Origin of the sequence: Streptomyces sp. NPDC056835 (assembly GCF_042789485.1) — a bacterium.
Taxonomy (GTDB): Bacteria; Actinomycetota; Actinomycetes; order Streptomycetales; family Streptomycetaceae; genus Streptomyces.
In genome coordinates this window covers 237,459-256,695 of record NZ_JBHUBB010000005.1, presented here as the reverse complement: position 1 = coordinate 256,695, position 19,237 = coordinate 237,459, and the positions used below count along the sequence as shown (strand labels likewise).

The following is a 19,237-nucleotide window of genomic DNA, read 5'->3' as shown; positions in this document are numbered from 1 at the left end:
CCGTCTCGTGCCAAGGGAGTTCGCTCCGGTCGGCGATGCCTGCCGGCCGTGCGTGTCAGCAGCGGTGCCGGGGAGACATCACGGAGTAGGAACTGCCTCGGTCATGAGGACGGTTCCGACCGGCCACAGGCATACAACACCACCCTTTGAAGCTTCACCTGGAGCTCCTGGTGAGCGCCACCTCGATGAAACAGGCGGCCGGGTCCGCGCGGCAACCGAATATCCGGAGGTCCCCGTATCCCCGCGAGCCGTCAGGACCTCAGGACCTCAGGACCTCGGGACCTCGGGACCTCAGGACCTCAGGACCTCAGGACCTCAGGCGACCGACTCGATCGCCCGCGTCCGCGGCCCGTCGTGGTGGATCGGGGTGTGCGCGCCCGTCAGCGGGACACCGCTGCCGCCCCGCCGGACCGCGACGATCTCCGCCGCGATCGACAGCGCGGTCTCCTCGGGCGTACGGGCCCCGAGGTCAAGCCCTATCGGCGAGTGCAGCCGGGCGAGTTCGCGCTCGGTGACACCGTTCTCGCGCAGCCGCCGGTCGCGGTCCTCGTGGGTACGGCGTGAGCCCATCGCGCCGACGAAGGCGACGGGAAGCCTGAGGGCGATCTCCAGCAGCGGCACATCGAACTTGGCGTCGTGGGTGAGTACGCAGAGCACCGTACGGCTGTCGACCGCCGTCGACGCCAGATAGCGGTGCGGCCAGTCGACCACGATCTCGTCGGCGTCCGGGAAGCGGTCGCGGGTGGCGAAGACGGGGCGCGCGTCGCAGACGGTGACGTGGTAGCCGAGGAACGCGCCGGTACACACCAGCGCGGCGGCGAAGTCGATGGCACCGAAGACGATCATGCGCGGGGGCGGGACGCTCGACTCGACCAGGAGCGTCAGCGGCTGTCCGCAGCGCGCTCCCCGCTCCCCCAGGACGACCGTGCCGGTACGGCCCGCGTCCAGCAGGGCGCGGGCCTCGGCCGCCGCTGTACGGTCCAGCCGCGGGTGGCCGCCGAGGCCGCCCTCGTACGATCCGTCGGGGCGCACCAGCAGGGCGCGGCCCAGGAGGGCGTCCGGCCCTTCGGTGATCCGGGCGAGCGCCGCCGCCTCCCCCCGGGCGGCGGTGGACAGCGCCGCCGCGAACACCGCGCGCGGGGCGCTTCCCGCGGCGTCGGACCGTACCGGCGTCACCAGGATGTCGATGACGCCGCCACAGGTCAGCCCCACGGCGAAGGCGTCCTCGTCGCTGTAGCCGAACCGCTCCAGGACGGTGGTGCCGTCCTGGAGGGCCTGTTGGCACAGCTCGTACACGGCCCCTTCCACGCAGCCGCCGGAGACCGAGCCGATCGCCGTGCCCGCGCTGTCGACGGCGAGTGCGGCTCCCGGCAGGCGGGGCGCGCTGCCGGTGACCGCCACGACGGTGGCGACGGCGAAGTCACGTCCCTGCTCGACCCACCGGTTCAGCTCTTCGGCGATGTCCAGCATGTCGGTCTCCTCAGGTCGGGGGCCGCGGTCGGGCGGCCGCGGTCGGGGCGGGGGGCGAGGCTGGGTCAGGAGACGCCCAGCCAGGATTCGATCGGGTGGAGCGCGTAGAAGACCACGAAGATCAGGGTGAGGCCCCACATGAAGGCCCCGATCTCGCGGGCCCTGCCCTGGGCGATCCGGATCGCGGCGTACGAGATGACGCCCGCCGCGACCCCGGCGGTGATGGAGTACGTGAACGGCATCAGGACGACGGTCAGGAAGACCGGGATGGCGACGGCACGGTCGCCCCAGTCCACATGCCTGGCGTTCTGCGTCATCATCGCGCCGATGACGACCAGGGCCGCCGCCGCGACCTCGCCCGGGACGATCCGGGTGATGGGGGTGAAGAAGAGACAGGCCGCGAAGAGGAGGCCGGTGATGACGGAGGCGAAGCCGGTACGCGCTCCCTCACCGACGCCCGTCGCGGACTCGACGAAGACGGTCTGTCCCGAGCCGCCCGCGACCCCGCCGATGGCACCGCCCGCGCCGTCGATGAACAGCGCCTTGGACAGGCCCGGCATGCGCCCCTCGCCGTCGGCGAGTTTCGCTTCCGTACCGACGCCGATGATGGTCGCCATCGCGTCGAAGAAGCCCGCGAGTACGAGGGTGAAGACGATCATGCCGACGGTCATCGCGCCGACCTGTCCCCAGCCGCCGAACTCGACCTTTCCGAAGAGCGAGAAGTCGGGCATGGAGACGGCGCCGCCGGTCAGCTCGGGCGGGCCGCCGTTCCACGCCTTGGGGCTGATGCCGCCCGCGGCGTTGAGGACGACGGCGATGACCGTGCCGATGACGATGCCGATCAGGATCGCGCCGGGCACCTCGCGGGCCTGGAGCATGAAGATGAGCAGCAGGGTGACGCAGAAGATGAGGACGGGCCAGCCGGCGAGTTCACCGGCGGGGCCGAGTGTGACCGGGCCCCCGCCCCGCGAGGCGTGCACGAAGCCCGCCTTCACCAGCCCGATCAGCGCGATGAACATGCCGATGCCCATGGTGATCGCGTGCTTGAGCGCGAGCGGGATGGCGTTCATGATCATTTCACGCAGGCCGGTGACCACCAGCAGGCAGATCACCACTCCGTACATCACGCACATGCCCATGGCCTGCGGCCAGGTCATCACGGGGACGACCTGACCGGCCACCACACCGGAGACGGAGAGCCCGGCGGCGAGCGCGAGGGGCACCTTGCCCACGACGCCCATCAGCAGGGTGGTCAGGGCGGCGGCGAAGGCGGTCGCGGTGATCAGGGCCTGCCTGCCGAGGGTGTCGCCCGCGACGTCCTCGCCGGAGAGGATCAGCGGGTTGAGCAGCAGGATGTACGCCATGGCCATGAAGGTCGTGACGCCGCCGCGCAGTTCGCGCGCGACGGTCGAGCCGCGGTGGGATATGTGAAAGTACCGGTCGAGCCAGGACCTGCCGGCCGGGGGACGTGAGCCTGTGCCGGCGTCCTCGGCGGTGGTCCTTGGCTCCACTGACGAATGGGTCATGTATGCCTGCTCCCAAGGTTCAAAGGGGCACCCGCGAAAACAGCTGGGACCGCGGGTTTTGGGATGATGCGTGGGCTGCACGACCCGGGGGACGGCCCGAGACGGATCAGAGGCGCGGCCCCGGGCGGCACGAGCGGCGCCGCCCGGGGACTTCGGGTGAGATTTCGGGTAGGACTGCCGTGGGCTTGACCTGACGGTGTGTCAGGTGCCGGTAAGGTGCTCGGGGCGTACCGGCGTCCTGTTCAGCTCCAGACCCGTCGCGTTCCTGATGGCCGCCAGGACCGCGGGAGTTGACGAGAGGGTCGGAGCCTCGCCGATGCCGCGCAGACCGTACGGCGCGTGTTCATCGGCCAGTTCGAGTACGTCGACGGGAATCGTCGGCGTATCGAGGATGGTGGGGATCAGATAGTCCGTGAAGGACGGGTTGCGCACCTTCGCGGTCCTGGGATCGACGATGATCTCCTCCATCACCGCCACCCCCAGGCCCTGGGTGGTACCTCCCTGGATCTGGCCCAGGACGGAGAGCGGGTTGAGCGCCTTGCCGACATCCTGGGCGACGGCCAGTTCGATGACCTTGACCAGGCCCAGTTCGGTGTCGACCTCGACGACCGCGCGGTGTGCGGCGAACGAGTACTGGACATGGCCGTTGCCCTGTCCCGTCCGGAGGTCGAAGGGCTGGGTCGGACGGTGGTGCCACTCCAGCTCCAGCTCCACCACCTCGTCCTCCAGCACGTCCGCCAGATCGGCGAGGACCTCGCCGCCGTCGGTGACGACCTTGCCTCCTTCGAGCAGCAACTCGGCGGTGGCCCAGGCCGGGTGGTACGTACCGAGCTTGCGCCGGCCGATCTCCAGGACCTTCTCCCGGACGTTCTCGCAGGCGTGCTTCACCGCTCCGCCCGTGACATAGGTCTGACGGGAGGCGGAGGTGGACCCCGCCGAACCGACCTGGGTGTCGGCCGGCTGGATGGTGACCCGCGTGACGCCGAGTTCGGTACGGGCGATCTGGGCGTGTACGGTCACGCCGCCCTGGCCGACCTCCGCCATCGCGGTGTGGACGACGGCCACCGGCACCCCGTTGATCACTTCGAGCCGTACGCGCGCGGTGGAGTAGTCGTCGAAGCCCTCGGAGAAGCCGACGTTCTTGATGCCGACCGCGTAGCCGACACCCCGTACGACCCCTTCGCCATGGGTGGTGTTGGAGAGCCCGCCGGGCAGTGCCCGTATGTCGGCCGCCTCGCCGGCCACGAGCCACTGCTGCTCGGGCGGGAGTGGTCTGGCCTTGACCCGGCGCAGCAGTTCGGCGACGGGCGCCGGGGAGTCGACGCGCTGTCCTGTCGGCAGCAGCGTGCCCTGTTCCATGGCGTTGAGCTGCCGGAACTCCACCGGGTCCAGGTCCAGCGCCGCTGCCAGCCTGTCCATCTGTGCCTCGTACGCGAAGCACGCCTGGACCGCGCCGAAGCCGCGCATCGCGCCGCAGGGCGGGTTGTTGGTGTAGAGCGCGATCGCCTCGATGTCGACGTGCTCGACGACATACGGACCGACGGAGAGGGAGGCGGCGTTGCCGACGACGGCCGGGGAGGAGGAGGCGTACGCGCCGCCGTCCAGCACGATCCGGCACTTCATGTGGGTGATCTTGCCGTCGCGGGTCGCGCCGTGTTCGTACCAGAGCTTCGCGGGGTGCCGGTGCACATGCCCGAAGAAGGATTCGAACCGGTTGTAGACGATTTTCACCGGCTTGCCGGTGCGCAGGGCCAGCAGACAGGCGTGGATCTGCATGGAGAGGTCTTCCCGGCCGCCGAAGGCGCCGCCGACGCCGGAGAGAGTCATCCGGACCTTGTCCTCGGGCAGGCCGAGTACGGGGGCGATCTGGCGCAGATCGTTGTGGAGCCATTGGGTGGCGACATACAGATCGACACCGCCGTCCTCGGCGGGCACCGCGAGGCCGGACTCGGGGCCGAGGAACGCCTGGTCCTGCATGCCGAAGACATAGTCGCCGGAGACGATCACATCGGCGCGCGCGGCCGCCGCGGAGGCGTCACCGCGGACGATGGGCTGGCGGTGGACGATGTTCGGGTGCGGGACATGCCCGATGTGGTGGTCGTCGCGGTTCTCGTGGATCAGCGGGGCGCCGGGGGCGGTCGCGGATGCCTCGTCGGTGACGACCGGCAGTTCGGCGTAGTCGATCCGTATCTTGGCGGCGGCGCGGCGGGCGGTCTCGGGGTGGTCGGCGGCCACAAGGGCGACCGGCTCGCCGTGGTGCCGGACCTTGCCATGGGCGAGGACGGGGGTGTCCTGGATCTCCAGACCGTAGTTCCTGACGGCCGTCGGGAGATCGTCATAGGTCAGTACGGCGTAGACACCGGGGGTCGCCAGCGCCTCGGCGGTGTCGATCGACCTGATCTCGGCGTGCGCCACGGTGGAGCGCAGTGTGTGTCCCCACAACATGTCTTCGTGCCACATGTCGGAGGAGTACGCGAACTCGCCGGTGACCTTGAGTATGCCGTCGGGACGGAGTGTCGACTCGCCTATGCCGCCCTTGGTCTGCGAGCCCTGGCTGATCGTGGTGGGGGCCCCGATGGGAGCCCCGGTGGGAGCCCCGGCGGGAGCCCCGGCGCCGGAGGAAGCTCCGCGGCCGGAGGGTGAATCAGTCGTGACCATGCTCAGACCGCCTCTTCCTGACGGGCGGCCGCGAGGCGGACCGCGTCGAGGATCTTCTCGTAGCCGGTGCAGCGGCAGAGGTTGCCCGACAGCGCCTCACGGATGTCCGCGTCGCTCGGGGAGGGGTTGTGCTCCAGCATCTCGTCGGCCGCGACCAGCAGGCCCGGGGTGCAGAAGCCGCACTGTACGGCGCCCGCGTCGATGAACGCCCGCTGGACCGGGGAGAGTTCGGCCGCCTCGCCGGTCCCCGAGTCCGCGCCCCCGGCCTGCCATCGCTGGGCGCGCTGAAGGCTCGTACCGCACGCGCCCGAGGCGCACCCGTCGCCGGGATGTGCCTCGCCGCGGTGCTTGGCGTAGTCCGCCAGGCCCTCGACGGTGAGGACTTCGCGGCCTTCGGCCTGGCCGGCCGCCACCAGACAGGAACAGACCGGGACGCCATCGAGCCGTACCGTGCAGGAGCCGCATTCGCCCTGCTCACAGGCGTTCTTGGAGCCCGGAAGGCCCAAGCGCTCGCGCAATACGTAGAGCAGGCTCTCGCCCTCCCAGACGTCGTCGGCTTCCTGCCTGCGGCCATTGACCGTGAAACTGACGCGCATGGTTACGCAGCTCCTTCGAGGGTCCGGCCGGTGCCGCCGCCGTTCGCGCGGTACTGCTCCCAGGTCCAGCCGAGCTGACGGTGGGCCATGATGCCGACCGCGTGACGGCGGTACTTCGCGGTACCGCGCACATCGTCGATGGGGTTGCAGGCGCCCGCGACGAGATCCGCGAACCGCTTGGCGACGGACGGCGTGATGATCTTGCCGCTGTCCCAGAAGCCGCCCTCGTCGAGCGCCGCGTTCAGAAAGGTTTCGGCGTCCCGCGCCCGTACGGGGGTGGGCGCCGCCGAGCCGATGCCGGTCCGTACGGTCCGGGTCTCGGGGTGCAGGGCCAGCCCGAAGGCGCAGACCGCGATGACCATCGCGTTGCGGGTACCGACCTTCGAGTACTGCTGCGGTCCGTCCGCCTTCTTGATGTGCACCGACTTGATCAGCTCGTCGGGTTCGAGTGCGTTGCGCTTCACGCCTGTGTAGAACGCGTCGATCGGGATACGGCGCGAGCCGCGTACCGACTCGGCCTCGACCTCCGCGCCCGCGGCGAGCAGCGCCGGGTGCGCGTCGCCGGCCGGGGAGGCGGTGCCGAGGTTGCCCCCGACGCCGCCGCGGTTGCGGATCTGCGGTGAGGCGACGGTGTGCGAGGCGAGCGCGAGGCCCGGCAGTTCCGTCCGCAGGTGCTCCATGATGTGGCTGTACGGGACGGAGGCGCCCAACTGGACATTCTCCTCGCCGACCACCCAGTCGCGCAGTTCTCCGATCCGGTTCAGATCGAGCAGGTACTCCGGTCGCCGGTGATCGAAATTGATCTCGACCATGACGTCCGTGCCACCCGCGATGGGAACAGCCGTGGGGTGCTCGGCCTTGGCGGCGAGCGCCTCCTCCCAGCTGGCGGGGCGAAGGAAGTCCATATGCGGCTCTCTTCTTGATCGTCTTGGTGATCGCTGTGATCGCGGATGATCGCTGAGCTCCGGGGACGGCCGGGTGTCACAAGTACACAAGCAGCGCTCCCACCTGGTGCAGTCACCGAAACCATGAAGGAATTGGCTGGTCGCCTTCCGAGTCTTGTAGATTCGAACGAAAGGCGAAGGCCCGGTAACAGGAAGGTCTTCGTACCGAAACGCAAGGTACGAAATCAGAGATCGGCGGCGACGAGATGCGGCTGCGCGCACTGCTGGAAACCGACGCGCTGGGGCTGCGACTGCTCGGCGGCGACGAGGAGCTGGACCGGACGGTCCGCGGGGTGATGACCACCGACCTGCGGGACCCGAGCCGCTATCTGTCGGGCGGCGAGCTGGTCCTCACCGGCCTCGCCTGGCGGCACTCCGCCGAGGACTCGGAACCGTTCGTACGAATCCTCGCGAGCGCCGGGGTCGCCGGGCTCGCCGCGGGCGAGGCGGAGTTGGGCTCTGTCCCTGAAGACCTGGTCGCGGCGTGTGCGCGGCACCGGCTGCCGCTCTTCGCGGTGGACGAGGACGTGGCGTTCGCGACGATCACGGAGTATGTGGTGCGCCAGGTGTCCGGTGAGCGCGCCGGGGATCTGGCGGCCGTCGTGGACCGGCACCGCAGGCTGATGACCTCGGGTCCGGCGGGCGGCGGTCCCGAGGTGGTCCTCGATCTCCTCGGCTCCGACCTCGATCTGCGGGCCTGGGTGCTCTCCCCCACCGGGCGGCGGATCGCGGGCGCCGGTGCCCCTCTCTCACCGGCGAGGGCCGCCGCGTTGGCGGGCGAGCATCTGACCGCGACCCGCGCGGGCCGCCGGAGCCCCTTTCGAACGACCGTCGACGGGACGGCATACTCCCTCTTCCCCGTTCGCAATGTGGGGCGCGGGACCACACCCACCGCCTTCCGGGATGTGCGTGAGACCGTGCTCTCCGACTGGCTGCTCGCGGTCGAGGCGGACGCGGGCGACTGGCCCGAGGCCCGGCTCGACCTGCTCCAGGGGGTGGCGCAGCTGATCGCGGTGGAACGTGACCGGCGTGACGCGGCCCGTACGGTACGACGCCGACTGGCCCGGGAAATCCTGGAGCTGGTGCAGACGGGCGCCGCCCCGGCCGAGATCGCCGCCCGGCTGCGGGTGGCCGCTCCGGTGCTGCTGCCGGGGCTGGGCACGGCGCCGCACTGGCAGGTCGTGGTGGCCCGGGTGGAGTGGGCACAGAACGGCACGGGCGCCGGCGAAAACGGTACGGACGGCGGCGCGGGCGGTATGGGCCGCGCGGGCGGCGCGGGCGGTACGGGCGGCGCGGGCGCGGCGCTGGTCGAGGGCGGCCCGGTGGCCCAGTCGCTGCTGGAGGAGATCCTTGTCGACCCCGCGTGGACGGGGGCGGGCACCGGGGCCGGGGCGGGAGCGGACGCCTCCGACCGGATCGCGGTAGCCCACATGGGTGACGAGGCGATCGCGCTGGTACCCCTGCCCGCGGTATCCGCGGATCCCCCAACCGTCCTGGAAGCGGGCGAGGGCGCGCCGGACGGCGGTTCCGAGGCGGAGGGTTCCGGGGCGGAGAAGCCCCTGGACACCCCAGGGGCTGACCCCGCCATCCACGCGGACGCGCTGCTGGCCGCCGTACGGACCCCGCTGTCCGCGGGGCTCGCGGCCGACGGCCGGCTGACGCTGGGCGTGAGCGCGGCGGTGCACTCGGCGGAGGGGCTGCGCGGCGCGCTGGAGGAGGCCCGCCACGCCCGTCGCGTGGCGGCTGCCAGACCGGGCCGGGTCTGCGCGGCGGGCCACCATGAACTGGCCTCGCACGTACTGCTGTTGCCGTTCGTCCCGGACGACGTACGACGCGCCTTCACCGCACGCCTGCTGGACCCGCTGCGCGACTACGACCGGCGCCACCGCGCGGAGCTGATCCCCACGCTGGAGGCGTTCCTCGATTGCGACGGCTCCTGGACTCGGTGTGCGGCCCGACTGCATCTGCATGTCAACACACTGCGTTACCGGGTGGGCAGGATCGAACAGCTGACGGGCCGTGACCTGGCGCGCCTGGAGGACAAGCTGGACTTCTTCCTGGCGTTGCGGATGAGCTGATACCGGCGCCGCGGATGAGCCGAGACCGCCCTCATGTCATGAGAGCGCCCTCATGTCACCGGGGCGTCATCGCGGCGTCACCGGGTGCCGTGGAGACGTTGGTTGACCGCCATCACCCGGAACGGTCACGGGGAGATCCACTCGCGCCGCGAGGCCGGGCTCCGGCAGGCCCGCCGCGCCTCCCTCCGTACGAGTCACCCCAGGTGAGGCCCGTCCTGGCGGTCCCGCACGCCCCGGTCGGCGGCCCCGGACACCCCCGCCACCCGTGCCTCACCACCATCACCGATGACCACGTGTTTGTGAAATTTTTCACCTGACCTATTGGCCCGGCGTGCCGATCCATGCTGAGATGCGTCCACACTCAACAGCACAATGGCGCGCTCGGGGAGGGCAATGTGGCGCATACCGCCATGTCTGGTTCCGGAACCACCGCTGGTGACGACCCTCTCCAGACCGCGGTATGGCGGCTGCGCTCGCGCGGCTGTTGGACCGACGCAGCGGCCCTGCTCGCACCGCACAGCTCTGTCCCCGCCCGGACACTTCAGCGGGCCGCGCTGCTCGTGGAGCGCTGTCTCTTCACGGGCGGCGGCTGGCCGGAGGCCGAGGACGCGCTCCGCGCGGCGGAGGCCACGGCGCGCGAGGACCACGAACGGGGCGCCGCCGCGTGCGAACGCGGTCATCTCGCCTATGCCTCGACCGTCCTCGGCGTACGCGACCGGGCGGACGAGGCACGGTCGGCGCTGGGGCGCGCGGCGGCGCTGCTGGACCCGACGGCTCCCGGGCGTGCCCTGCTCGACTTCCGGCGCGGTCTGGTCGCCGAACACCTCTCGGACTCCCCGCAGTCGGCCCGCGCCGCGTACCGCCGCGCCCACGCCGCCGCCACGGCGCACGGCGAGACGCTTCTGCTCTCCTTCACCTGGCGCCATCTGGCCGGACTGGCCCTGCGGGAGGGGGAGTTGGCGGAGGCGCGGCACGGTTTCGGCGAGTCCCTGCGTATCCGGGAGGAGCTGGGCTATCTGGTGGGCACGGCCCCGGCCCTCGCCGCCCTGGCCGACGCCGAACCGGAACCGGAGGCGACCCGTCTCCGCGCTGAGGCCGGCCGCCTGTTCAGACTGCTGGGCGGGGTGCCCACCTGGCTCGCGGACCAGCTCGCCCCTCCGGCGTCGGCGGCCCCCGCGGTCTGAGGCGACAGCGCCGTGCCGCGGCGATGGCGGCCGATCGCGGCATCGGCCGGTAGTGCCATCGGTCGCCCCACGAACGGGTGAAGGAGAGACGGTTCGCAGCGGCCGTTCGAGTGAGGTGGGGCATACGCGCGTAACGACGTGGCCAGACTGCCCCCGCTCCACCTCCTCTCTCCCCCACCCGCAGAAAGAGGTTCCCGTGAAGACTCTCGGAAGGACGCTGGTCACCGCCGGCGCCGCCGCCGTTCTCTGTGTCGGCTTCCCGCTCAGCGCCCGGGCGGCCGAGGGGCTTCTCTTCTATACGTCGGAGTACGGCCCGATCGTCCTGGAGAACCCCACGGACGGCCTGTGCTACAGCGTCGGACGCGCGCAGGACCCGCAGAACTCCACCGACCGTGTCGCGGTCGTCTACAGCGAGAAGCGGTGCGGAGGCGATGCCACCCGGATCAAACCCGGTGGAGAGGGCTTCCTCACTTTCGCTTCGGTGCGGTTCACCCGCTGACCGCCGATCTGCCGATCCGTCGACCGGCCGGCCGACCCGCCGTTACGGACCGGACGGCGCCGTCGGGGCGTCACCGTGCCAGGAGTGCCACAGCCCGGCGTACGCGCCGCCCTCGCGCACCAGCGCCTCGTGTGTGCCGAGTTCCGTCAGCAGACCGTCGTCCATCACGGCCACCCGGTCCGCGTCGCGCGCCGTGTGCAGCCGGTGCGCGATGGCGATGACCGTACGGCCTTCGAGTACGGCGGCCAGTGCCCGTTCCGCGTGGCGCGCGGTCGCCGGGTCCAGGAGCGCGGTCGCCTCGTCGAGGATGACCGTATGCGGATCGGCCAGCACGACTCTCGCCAGGGCGAGTTGCTGCGACCGCGCGCCGTCGATGGCGATATCGCCGGACGTACCACCGGAGGCAGCGCCGGAGGCAGCGGAGGCACCACCGGAAGACGCGCCGGAGACCCCCGCCGGGGCGCCGAGCACGCCCCCGCCCAGTTCCGTGTCCAGGCCGTACGGGAGGTCGTCGACCCAGTCCGCGCCGACGGCGTGGAGCGCCGCGCGTATCCGTTCGTCCGTGGCGGTGGGCTCGGCGATCAGCAGGTTGTCACGGACGCTGTCGTTGAAGACATGGTGTTCCTGGGTCACCAGCACTACGTGGCGGCGCAGTTCGCCGGGGTCGAGTGCGGCGATCGGCGCGCCGCCGACCGTCACCGATCCGGTACGCGGACGGTCGATGCCCGCGAGCAGCCGCCCGAGGGTGGACTTGCCGGCGCCGGAGCGGCCGACGACAGCGAGGCGTTCACCGGGCCGTACGGTCAGATCGACTCCGCGCAGGACATCGCGTCCGCCGTCGTACGCGAACCTCACCCCGGTGACCTCGATCAGGTCACCGTCCGGGGCGGGTCCGGCGGCCGGCGGGCACGCCCGAAGTGCGTCCGCGTCCGCGTCGTCATCGGCATCGGCAAGGCCCTCGATGTCGGCATCGGCAAGGCCCTCGATCCTGGCGAAGGAGGCGCCGCTGCTCTGAAGTTGCTCCACCCACTGGAGGATCGTGTCGAGCGGCTGGTCCAGCTGCCGCAGATACAGCGCGCAGGCGACCACCGTTCCGAGACTCACCACGCCATCGCCGGTCAGCGCCCCGCCGACCAGTAGCACCGCCACGACGGGGACGATGTACCCGATGTCCACGGCCGGGAAGAGCACGCTGCGCAGGAACAACGTCCGGGTACGCCTCCGCACGCACTCCTCGATCGCTTCCTCGGAGGCGGCGATGCGGCGCTCCTGGAGTCCGAACGCCTCGACGGTTCGGGCGGCCGAAGCGGTGGACGAAAGGACCTCCGCCAGAACGGAGTTCGCCTCGCCCTCCGCCAGATAGTCAGTGTGCGCGCGGTGCAGATACCAGCGGGTGGCGACCCGGATGACGACCAGACCGAGCAGACCGCAGGCGCCGAGCAGCGGGTCGAGGACGAAGACCGCGCCGAGGATGAACAGGACCTGTACCCCCGCGACGAACACATCGGGTCCGGCGTCGCGCAGGGAGGTCCCGACGGCGGTGACATCGGTGGTGCCGCGTGTGGTCAGATCGCCCGTACCGGCGCGTTCGACGGTCGAGGCGGGCAGCGCGAGCGCCCGGCCGACGAACCGCTCACGGATACGGGCGGAGGTCCGCTCCCCGAAGCGGTGGCCGATGAGGCGCGCGTACCGCGCGAGCAGGAGCTGAGCCAGCGCGCACCCCAGGATGACGAGCGCGTACCGGTCGACGGCGTCCACCCCGCCACCGGCCCGTACGGTGTTGATGATGCGGCCGAGCAACCAGGGACCGACAAGCCCGGCGGCCGCGGCCAGCCCGTTGAGGGTGATCGCGGCGGCGAAGGCGCGTCCGTCCTGGCGGATCAGCTCGATCGCCGCGCGCCGGATGCGGGGCGGGTCGGCGACGGGCAGGTGGTGGGCGGGGGGCGCGGATGTCCGGCCGGTACTCATCGGGCTGCCTCCTCTTCCACGCCGCGCGAGACGAGGGCCCGGTAGCCGGCCTGGTCGCGGATCAGCTCCCGGTGGCGGCCGGTGGCGGCCACACGCCCGTCGACCAGGTAGTGCACGGTGTCAGCGCGCTCCAGTACGAGCGGCGAGGTGGTGGTGACGAGGGTGGTACGGCCGGCCCTGGCGGTACGCAGCCGGTCGGCGAGCGCGGCCTCGGTGTGCGCGTCGACCGCCGAGGTGGGATCGACGGCGATCAGCACCTCGGGGTCCGCGAGCAGCGCCCGGATCAGCCGTACGCGTTGACGCTGGCCGCCGGAGAGATCACGGCCCCCGGCGAGGACGCGCGAGTCGATGCCGTGCCGCCTGCCGTCCACGATGTCCTGCGCGGCGGCGGCCCGGACGGCCATGGCGATGGCTTCCTCGTCGCGGTCACGGCGGCCCGAGACGGCGTCGCGCAGGGTCCCGGCGAAGAGGTCGGCCTCATTGTCCGCGACCAGTACGCGCTCGCGGATCCGGGGCAGCGCGATCGCGTCGAGACGTACGCCGCCCCAGGTCGCGTCCGAGGGTACGAACCGGCCCAGCCGGTCGGCCACTTCCACGGCGTCCGAGGGCCTGGCGCAGACGAGCGCGGTCAGCGTCCCGGGGGCTAGGGAGACACCGGAGGCCGGATCACTCAGCGGGGCCGGGCACGGGGGTGGATCCCCCACGGCCGTCTCCGGCTCCGTCTCCCTCTCCGTCCCCGTCTCCGTCTCCGCCTCCGGGACCGATCCCAACTCACCTGTCACGTGCGCGAATTCGGGTTCCAGATCCAGGAAGCGGACGACCCGACGAGCGCTGACGAGGCCGCGGCTCAGGTCGTACCCGCCCTCGATGAAAAACGCCACGGGCACGACGAGGACCGCCACATACCCGTACACAGCCACCAACTCGCCCACGGTGATGGTTCCTTGCGCGGCCATCCGGGCGGCGAGCCAGGTCACGGCGGCCAGGAACAGCGCCGGAAGTCCCAGCCCGAGAGCGTCGATCCAGCTGGTGACGGCTCCGACCCGGTACCCCTCTTCCTTGAGCCTCGCCGAATCGCGCCGGTAGCGCCCGGCGTACACGTCCTTGCCGCCGAGTCCGCTCAGTACGCGCAGCCCGCCGACGATGTCGACGAAGCGCGCGGCGAGGGCGCCCTGTCGCTCCCGGTACGTCGTCTCCACCCGCTGCAACCGGCCGAGCAGCGGGCCGACCAGTACCGCGAGCAGCGGCACACCCAGCAGCACGACGGCGCCGAGGAGCGAGGAGACGGACAACAGGAGCGCGGCGACGACGAGATACGCGATCACCGCGCCGAACCCGGGGCCGGTGATGGTCAGCGTGCTGCTCATGGCGCTGACGTCGGCGATACCGATCGTGACGACCTCCCCCGCCGTGACGCGGCGTGGCAGGGTGGCGCCCAGCCGGGTCGCCTGGCGGACCACGACGCGCACCGTACGGAAGGTGGCGTCCTGCCGGATCCTGGTCATGGTCCGGTGCCGCATCATCCCGACCCAGGCGTTCGCCACCCCGACCCCGAACAGCGCCCCGACCCAGCCGAGGAACGCCGCGCGGTTCCCCGGCTCCAGGCCGTCGTCGATCGCGCGCGAGAGCAGATACGGCGGCAGGGTCAGCCCGATCATCCAGACGCTGCCCCAGGTCGCCCCGGCGGCCACCCGCCCCCGCTGGCTTGTGACGAGCCACCACAAGTACCGCCCGGCGCTGCGCCGGTCCGGAGTTCCAGGATGTACGTAAGAGTCCCCCATCCTTCGCACTCTAAGGGGCTGTCCCGTCCATCGGATTCCGGGCCTCCCCTGCCGCGCCGCGCGGTACCCGTGGCCGCACGCCGCCGCGCCTACCGTTACGGCCTTCGCACGACCTCACCACCGGCTCACCACGAACACACCGGGTTGACGCCGCCGGTGCATCCCCGCCGGAAGAGCAAAAGGAGCACATCACCCGCAATCCGGGCAATGATTCCCGCTCGGAGCGCCCCCGGATGAACGGGGAACGATCACCAACAACCTCAAACGGGGAGCCTTGCTGAATTCCCGTCAGATGCCAGAAACGGAACAGATCGACATGGACGTCACTCCATCGCGTGGTGATAAGATCGCCAGGCTTGCCAAGCGGTGCCAAACCCGCTACGGCATAAAGGAAAAGTCAGCGCATCGGCCCAGAATTCCGCCACCCCCGGGGGAGAACTATGCCATCAGCCGGGCCCACAAGGCAGTTCGGCAGGTGAGTATGCGCCGACCTATCCCATAATCAGTGACCGCGATATGTCTGTGACCGCGAGATCACTCGAACGTACCCTCCAGACATTCAGTACCTGGTGGCCCAGTCGCCCGAAGAGAGTCTTATGACGCAATACTTCCAGGATCCAGCGCTTTGGGGTCTGATCGCTGGTACTCCTGTCGCCGCGACCGCGATCATTCGCGGAAGAAAATCCATCGCCGAGCTACGGAAGGAGAAGCAGGAGCTCAAGGCCCATTACGCCACCCTTGAGGACCACTACGCGGAGGCCGTGGAAGAGGCCAAGGACAGGGCGGAAGAGGCCACCAAGACCGCGCTGAAGTCCGCCATGCGAACGCTTCAGGGTCTCGCCAGTGAACAGCAGCTGGCCATCACCAAACTTCAGGACAAGTACGGCGAACTCCAGATTCTCCAGGACCTCCTGGACATCGACCACATGAATTCGCAGTTCGCCCGGCGTGCGCAGTCCATCGCCGTGCTCTGCGACGGATGGCTCGGCCGGCAGCGCGATCCCGCCTCGCTGTACGACGTGGTTCGCAGCGCGAAGGGCCGTATTCGCCACTTCACCCGGGTCGAGATCCGGGCCCAGAGTAATTTCGCCATTGTCAGCCGGGCCGTCGAGCCGGTCGCGCTCACCCTCGCCGAACTACTGGACAACGCGACCAGTTACTCGGCGCCGGAAACAGTGATCGAGATCAATATCCGGCCCGTGCCCAAGGGCGTCTGCATCATCGTCGATGACGCCGGTGTCGGCATGAACGAGGAAGAGAAGGCCAGGGCGGGCAAGCTCCTGTCGAGCGAACGCTCCCCCGGCGTCTCCGGACTCGGTAATCCGCCGCAGTTCGGCTTCACCGTGATCGGTGTGCTCGCGGCACGCTACGGCTTCACCGTATCCGTGGATTCCACCTCCCCCTACGGCGGTGTGCGCGCGGTGGTGCTGCTCCCCGACGAGCTCCTTACCGCGATTCCAGAGCCTGCGCCCGAGCCCAAGCCCGAGCCCAAGGAGTTCCCCGCCGTGGCCGCGTCCTCCCCGATGCCGCCCGAGGAGAACCTGGTGGCTCCGCCGACCACATTCGGCGGTCTCCCGAAACGCCGGCGGAGAGGCGCGATATCGATCGTGCCGACGGCCGACAGTTCGGAAGCCCCGGCTCGCTCCAGCGAACAGGCCGCCTCCGTCATGGGCGCGTTCCAGCGGGGTACGCAGTCGGGCCGCCGTTCCACCAACGCAAGCAGCGAAGGGCATGAGACTCAGTGAATTACGACCTGTCATGGATGCTTGACAGTGCCCTTGAAGTGCCCGAAGCACGGCACGCGATCCTTGTCTCGGCCGATGGCCTGCTCATGGCCCGCTCGAAGGATGTCGGCAAGGATCACGCCGACACCGTCGCGGCGGCGATGAGCGGAATGCAGTCGCTGAGCCGTACGGTCGCCGAGTTCTGCGGCGGACCGCCGAGCAATCGGCCGCAGTGGCGCCAGACGCTGGTGGAGTTCGACCACGGCTGGGTCTTTCTCATCTCCGCCGGCGAGGGCGCCTATCTCGCCGTTTCCGCATCACCCGAGGTCGACATGGCCGAGATCACCTTCCGTATGCAGCAGCTCGTCGGCCAGCTCGGCAAATCCCTGACCAGTCCCCCTCGCGAGATTGCTGACACCAAGGCATGACCACATCAGATGAGCCGGATCAGGAACCAGTAGCCCCGCAATTAGTGCGACCGTATGTCATCACCAACGGGCGCAGCCTGCTGGGTGACCACGAGTTTTCCTTGATCACTCTGGTCACAGCGGCCGAGGACATACCCAGAACGGGGAATCTCGATCCTGAGAAGCGCCGTCTGCTGGAGCTGTGTTCGGGAGGTTATCTCTCGGTCGCCGAAATAGTCGGACACTCTCATCTCCCCGTGGGTGTCGTCAAAATCCTGCTGTCCGACCTCACGGAGGATGGGTATCTCTTCACACGCGCCCCCATACCTGCCGCGAAACTCGTCGACCGGCAAATACTTGAGGAGGTGCTGAATGGCCTTCAAGCCCGCTTTGGATGACGGTGTCTATCTGCGCGAATCGGTGCAGACCGCGGCGAAGATCCTGGTGGTCGGGCATTTCGCCGTGGGCAAGACGACATTCATCGGGACCATGTCCGAGATCCCACCGCTGCGCACCGAAGAACTGATGACGCAGGCCGGCGAGGGAATCGACGATCTCAAGGGCACGACCGGCAAGACCACGACGACCGTGGCCATGGACTTCGGCCGCCTCACGCTCAGCGACCGGCTGGTCCTCTATCTCTTCGGCACACCCGGTCAGCAGCGCTTCGTCCAGGTGTGGGAAGACATGTCCCGGGGCGCCCTCGGGGCACTGGTGCTGGTGGATCCCGAGCGCCTTGAAGAGTCCTTCCCCGTAATGGACCTCGTCGAACACTATGGAATTCCCTACACCATAGCGGTAAACCGATTCGACGACACAGTGACCCATCAGGACGAGGAAATACGCGAGGCTCTCGACCTGCTCCCCGAGACGCCCCTCGTCAATTGTGACGCGCGGGACCAGCGGTCGTCAGCGAACGCGCTCATCGTCCTCGTCCGTTACCTCCAGTCACGCCTTCGCTAGGAGTTCGGCATGCAATCTCATTCGGAGTATCAGGCTCCGCCACCTGGCTGCCCGGCGCACAACAGCGGGATGCGCGTGCCCCTGCACGGTCCCGAATTCGCCGCCGCCCCGGACGCCTTCTACGAGCACATGAGGCACTACGGTCCGGCCGCGCCGGTGGAGTTGGCCCCCGGGGTGGAGGCCTCGCTCGTCACGGACTACGCGGCGGCGCTCCATGTGCTGCAGAACCCCGAGGCGTTCGCGCGGGACTCGCGCCGCTGGCGCGCGCTCAACGAGGGCCGGGTGCCCCTCGACAGCCCGGTACTGCCCATGATGATGTACCGGCCGAACCCGATGTTCACCGACGGCGCTGAGCACTTGAGGCTCCGTCAGGCCGTGACGGAGAGTCTGGCCAAGATCGACACGCACCGGGTGACCCGGCATGTCGAGCGGGTCGCGTCGTACCTCATCAGTCAGTTCAGCGGCCGGGGCAAGGCCGATCTGATCGGCGACTACGCGCAGGTGCTGCCGCTGCTGGTCTTCAACGACCTCTTCGGCTGCCCGGCCGATCTCGGTGACCGGCTGGTCTTCGGGCTCTCCGGCATCTTCGACGGCATCGACGCGGAGAAGGCGAACGAGGTCCTGACGGAGGCGCTGAGCGAACTGGTCGCGCTCAAGCGCGCCAAGCCCGGCGAGGACGTCACCTCCTGGCTGATGCAGCATCCGGCCGGGCTCACCGACGAGGAGATGATCCATCAGATCCTGCTGCTCATCGGTGCGGGCACGGAGCCGCTGTCGAATCTGATCGCCAACTCCCTGCGAGTGCTGCTGTCCGACGACAAGTACGCCGACGGACCGCACTCGGCCGGCCTGCTGGTCGAGGACGCCATCAACGACGTCCTGTGGAACAGCACCCCCATAGCCAACTACGCGGCGCACTACCCGCTGTACGACGTCGACCTCAACGGCAGCAAGCTGGACGCCGGTGACCCGGTGCTCATCAGCTTCGCCGCCGCCAACACCGACCCGAGCCTGTCCGTGAGCCGTCAGACGCTCAGCAAGCGGGCGCATCTGGCCTGGGGCGCGGGTCCGCACGCCTGCCCGGCGAAGGACCCGGCGCTGCTCATCTCCGTACTGGCCATCGAGAAGCTGCTCAACGGCCTGCCGGACATCGAGCTCGCGGTGCCCGCGGACACGCTGCTCTCCCGGCCGGGTCCGTTCCACCGGGCGCTTACCGCGCTTCCGGCCCGTTTCACCCCGGTACGGAAAGAGAAGTCGGAATCCGTACCGTTTCCGGCCGACGGCGAGCGTACCGCCAAAAACGCCCCGGCAGCACAGCACCAGGGCAAGCCGCAGAAGGGTAGCTTCTGGAGTGGATTCCTCGCCTGGTGGAAGGTGTGAGATCCGCAACAAAGCGGGGTCCTTTACCTTCGCATGAACGTTCAATCGTAGGGGTAGAC

15 protein-coding genes are annotated in these 19,237 nt (G+C 69.8%); 8 read left to right on the top strand and 7 right to left on the bottom strand.

Features of this window, described 5'->3' with window-relative positions; translation table 11 throughout:
- Positions 1-315: 315 nt before the first annotated feature.
- From ACFRMN_RS08255 to ACFRMN_RS08235, 5 genes are all read right to left on the bottom strand, one after another.
- Positions 316-1,470 (bottom strand): XdhC family protein, encoded by a 1,155-nt coding sequence (locus ACFRMN_RS08255; protein ID WP_383015104.1) that lies wholly within the window; start codon positions 1,468-1,470, stop codon positions 316-318.
- A 65-nt stretch (positions 1,471-1,535) separates the two neighbouring features.
- Positions 1,536-2,996, bottom strand: coding sequence for an NCS2 family permease (locus ACFRMN_RS08250; protein ID WP_383015101.1), 1,461 nt, complete (start codon positions 2,994-2,996; stop codon positions 1,536-1,538).
- Between the two features lie 201 nt (positions 2,997-3,197).
- Positions 3,198-5,654, bottom strand: coding sequence for a xanthine dehydrogenase family protein molybdopterin-binding subunit (locus ACFRMN_RS08245; RefSeq protein WP_383015098.1), 2,457 nt, complete (start codon positions 5,652-5,654; stop codon positions 3,198-3,200).
- 2 nt (positions 5,655-5,656) lie between these two features.
- On the bottom strand, positions 5,657-6,250 hold the full coding sequence (locus tag ACFRMN_RS08240) for a (2Fe-2S)-binding protein (RefSeq protein ID WP_383015095.1): 594 nt from the start codon (positions 6,248-6,250) through the stop codon (positions 5,657-5,659).
- Positions 6,251-6,252: 2 nt separating this feature from the next.
- The gene (locus ACFRMN_RS08235) at positions 6,253-7,155 is read right to left on the bottom strand and encodes an FAD binding domain-containing protein (RefSeq protein WP_383015092.1); all 903 of its coding nucleotides are present in this window, start codon (positions 7,153-7,155) and stop codon (positions 6,253-6,255) included.
- Positions 7,156-7,400: 245 nt separating this feature from the next.
- On the opposite strand from ACFRMN_RS08235, the gene ACFRMN_RS08230 reads away from it, so the two are divergent.
- The 3 genes from ACFRMN_RS08230 to ACFRMN_RS08220 all read left to right on the top strand — a co-directional run bounded on the left by ACFRMN_RS08230 (position 7,401) and on the right by ACFRMN_RS08220 (position 10,955).
- Positions 7,401-9,272 (top strand): PucR family transcriptional regulator ligand-binding domain-containing protein, encoded by a 1,872-nt coding sequence (locus ACFRMN_RS08230; protein WP_383015089.1) that lies wholly within the window; start codon positions 7,401-7,403, stop codon positions 9,270-9,272.
- A gap of 395 nt (positions 9,273-9,667) precedes the next feature.
- Positions 9,668-10,456 (top strand): hypothetical protein, encoded by a 789-nt coding sequence (locus ACFRMN_RS08225; protein ID WP_351409958.1) that lies wholly within the window; start codon positions 9,668-9,670, stop codon positions 10,454-10,456.
- 196 nt (positions 10,457-10,652) lie between these two features.
- The gene (locus tag ACFRMN_RS08220) at positions 10,653-10,955 is read left to right on the top strand and encodes a hypothetical protein (RefSeq protein WP_383015086.1); all 303 of its coding nucleotides are present in this window, start codon (positions 10,653-10,655) and stop codon (positions 10,953-10,955) included.
- Between the two features lie 42 nt (positions 10,956-10,997).
- On the opposite strand, the gene ACFRMN_RS08215 is transcribed toward ACFRMN_RS08220, so the two are convergent.
- Both ACFRMN_RS08215 and ACFRMN_RS08210 read right to left on the bottom strand, forming a co-directional pair.
- Entirely contained in the window at positions 10,998-12,923 is a 1,926-nt protein-coding gene (locus ACFRMN_RS08215) for an ABC transporter ATP-binding protein (protein WP_383015083.1), read from the bottom strand.
- Complete coding sequence (locus ACFRMN_RS08210; protein WP_383015080.1) at positions 12,920-14,704, bottom strand: ABC transporter transmembrane domain-containing protein; 1,785 nt, start codon at positions 14,702-14,704, stop codon at positions 12,920-12,922. Before ACFRMN_RS08210 ends, ACFRMN_RS08215 begins: the two co-directional genes overlap by 4 nt.
- Positions 14,705-15,300: 596 nt before the next feature.
- On the opposite strand from ACFRMN_RS08210, the gene ACFRMN_RS08205 reads away from it, so the two are divergent.
- The 5 genes from ACFRMN_RS08205 to ACFRMN_RS08185 are packed head-to-tail and all read left to right on the top strand — an operon-like array spanning position 15,301 to position 19,178.
- A complete protein-coding gene (locus ACFRMN_RS08205) occupies positions 15,301-16,449 on the top strand; it encodes an ATP-binding protein (protein ID WP_383015077.1) in 1,149 nt (382 codons plus the stop codon).
- Complete coding sequence (locus ACFRMN_RS08200) at positions 16,446-16,856, top strand: roadblock/LC7 domain-containing protein (protein ID WP_383015074.1); 411 nt, start codon at positions 16,446-16,448, stop codon at positions 16,854-16,856. Before ACFRMN_RS08205 ends, ACFRMN_RS08200 begins: the two co-directional genes overlap by 4 nt.
- Positions 16,853-17,233, top strand: a complete 381-nt coding sequence (locus tag ACFRMN_RS08195; protein WP_383015071.1) for a DUF742 domain-containing protein — start codon at positions 16,853-16,855, stop codon at positions 17,231-17,233. Before ACFRMN_RS08200 ends, ACFRMN_RS08195 begins: the two co-directional genes overlap by 4 nt.
- Positions 17,208-17,798, top strand: a complete 591-nt coding sequence (locus tag ACFRMN_RS08190; protein ID WP_383015068.1) for an ATP/GTP-binding protein — start codon at positions 17,208-17,210, stop codon at positions 17,796-17,798. Before ACFRMN_RS08195 ends, ACFRMN_RS08190 begins: the two co-directional genes overlap by 26 nt.
- A 9-nt stretch (positions 17,799-17,807) precedes the next feature.
- The gene (locus ACFRMN_RS08185; RefSeq protein WP_383015065.1) at positions 17,808-19,178 is read left to right on the top strand and encodes a cytochrome P450; all 1,371 of its coding nucleotides are present in this window, start codon (positions 17,808-17,810) and stop codon (positions 19,176-19,178) included.
- The last annotated feature ends 59 nt before the right edge of the window (positions 19,179-19,237 follow it).

Excerpts from the sequence above, each read along its gene's own strand:
- ACFRMN_RS08185 (WP_383015065.1), top strand. The coding sequence starts at position 17,808 with ATGCAATCTCATTCGGAGTATCAGGCTCCGCCACCTGGCTGCCCGGCG.
- ACFRMN_RS08245 (WP_383015098.1), bottom strand. The coding sequence starts at position 5,654 with ATGGTCACGACTGATTCACCCTCCGGCCGCGGAGCTTCCTCCGGCGCC.
- ACFRMN_RS08255 (WP_383015104.1), bottom strand. The coding sequence starts at position 1,470 with ATGCTGGACATCGCCGAAGAGCTGAACCGGTGGGTCGAGCAGGGACGT.
- ACFRMN_RS08190 (WP_383015068.1), top strand. The coding sequence starts at position 17,208 with ATGGCCTTCAAGCCCGCTTTGGATGACGGTGTCTATCTGCGCGAATCG.
- ACFRMN_RS08240 (WP_383015095.1), bottom strand. The coding sequence starts at position 6,250 with ATGCGCGTCAGTTTCACGGTCAATGGCCGCAGGCAGGAAGCCGACGAC.
- ACFRMN_RS08230 (WP_383015089.1), top strand. The coding sequence starts at position 7,401 with ATGCGGCTGCGCGCACTGCTGGAAACCGACGCGCTGGGGCTGCGACTG.
- ACFRMN_RS08195 (WP_383015071.1), top strand. The coding sequence starts at position 16,853 with ATGACCACATCAGATGAGCCGGATCAGGAACCAGTAGCCCCGCAATTA.
- ACFRMN_RS08235 (WP_383015092.1), bottom strand. The coding sequence starts at position 7,155 with ATGGACTTCCTTCGCCCCGCCAGCTGGGAGGAGGCGCTCGCCGCCAAG.
- ACFRMN_RS08215 (WP_383015083.1), bottom strand. The coding sequence starts at position 12,923 with ATGAGTACCGGCCGGACATCCGCGCCCCCCGCCCACCACCTGCCCGTC.
- ACFRMN_RS08210 (WP_383015080.1), bottom strand. The coding sequence starts at position 14,704 with ATGGGGGACTCTTACGTACATCCTGGAACTCCGGACCGGCGCAGCGCC.
- ACFRMN_RS08250 (WP_383015101.1), bottom strand. The coding sequence starts at position 2,996 with ATGACCCATTCGTCAGTGGAGCCAAGGACCACCGCCGAGGACGCCGGC.
- ACFRMN_RS08205 (WP_383015077.1), top strand. The coding sequence starts at position 15,301 with ATGACGCAATACTTCCAGGATCCAGCGCTTTGGGGTCTGATCGCTGGT.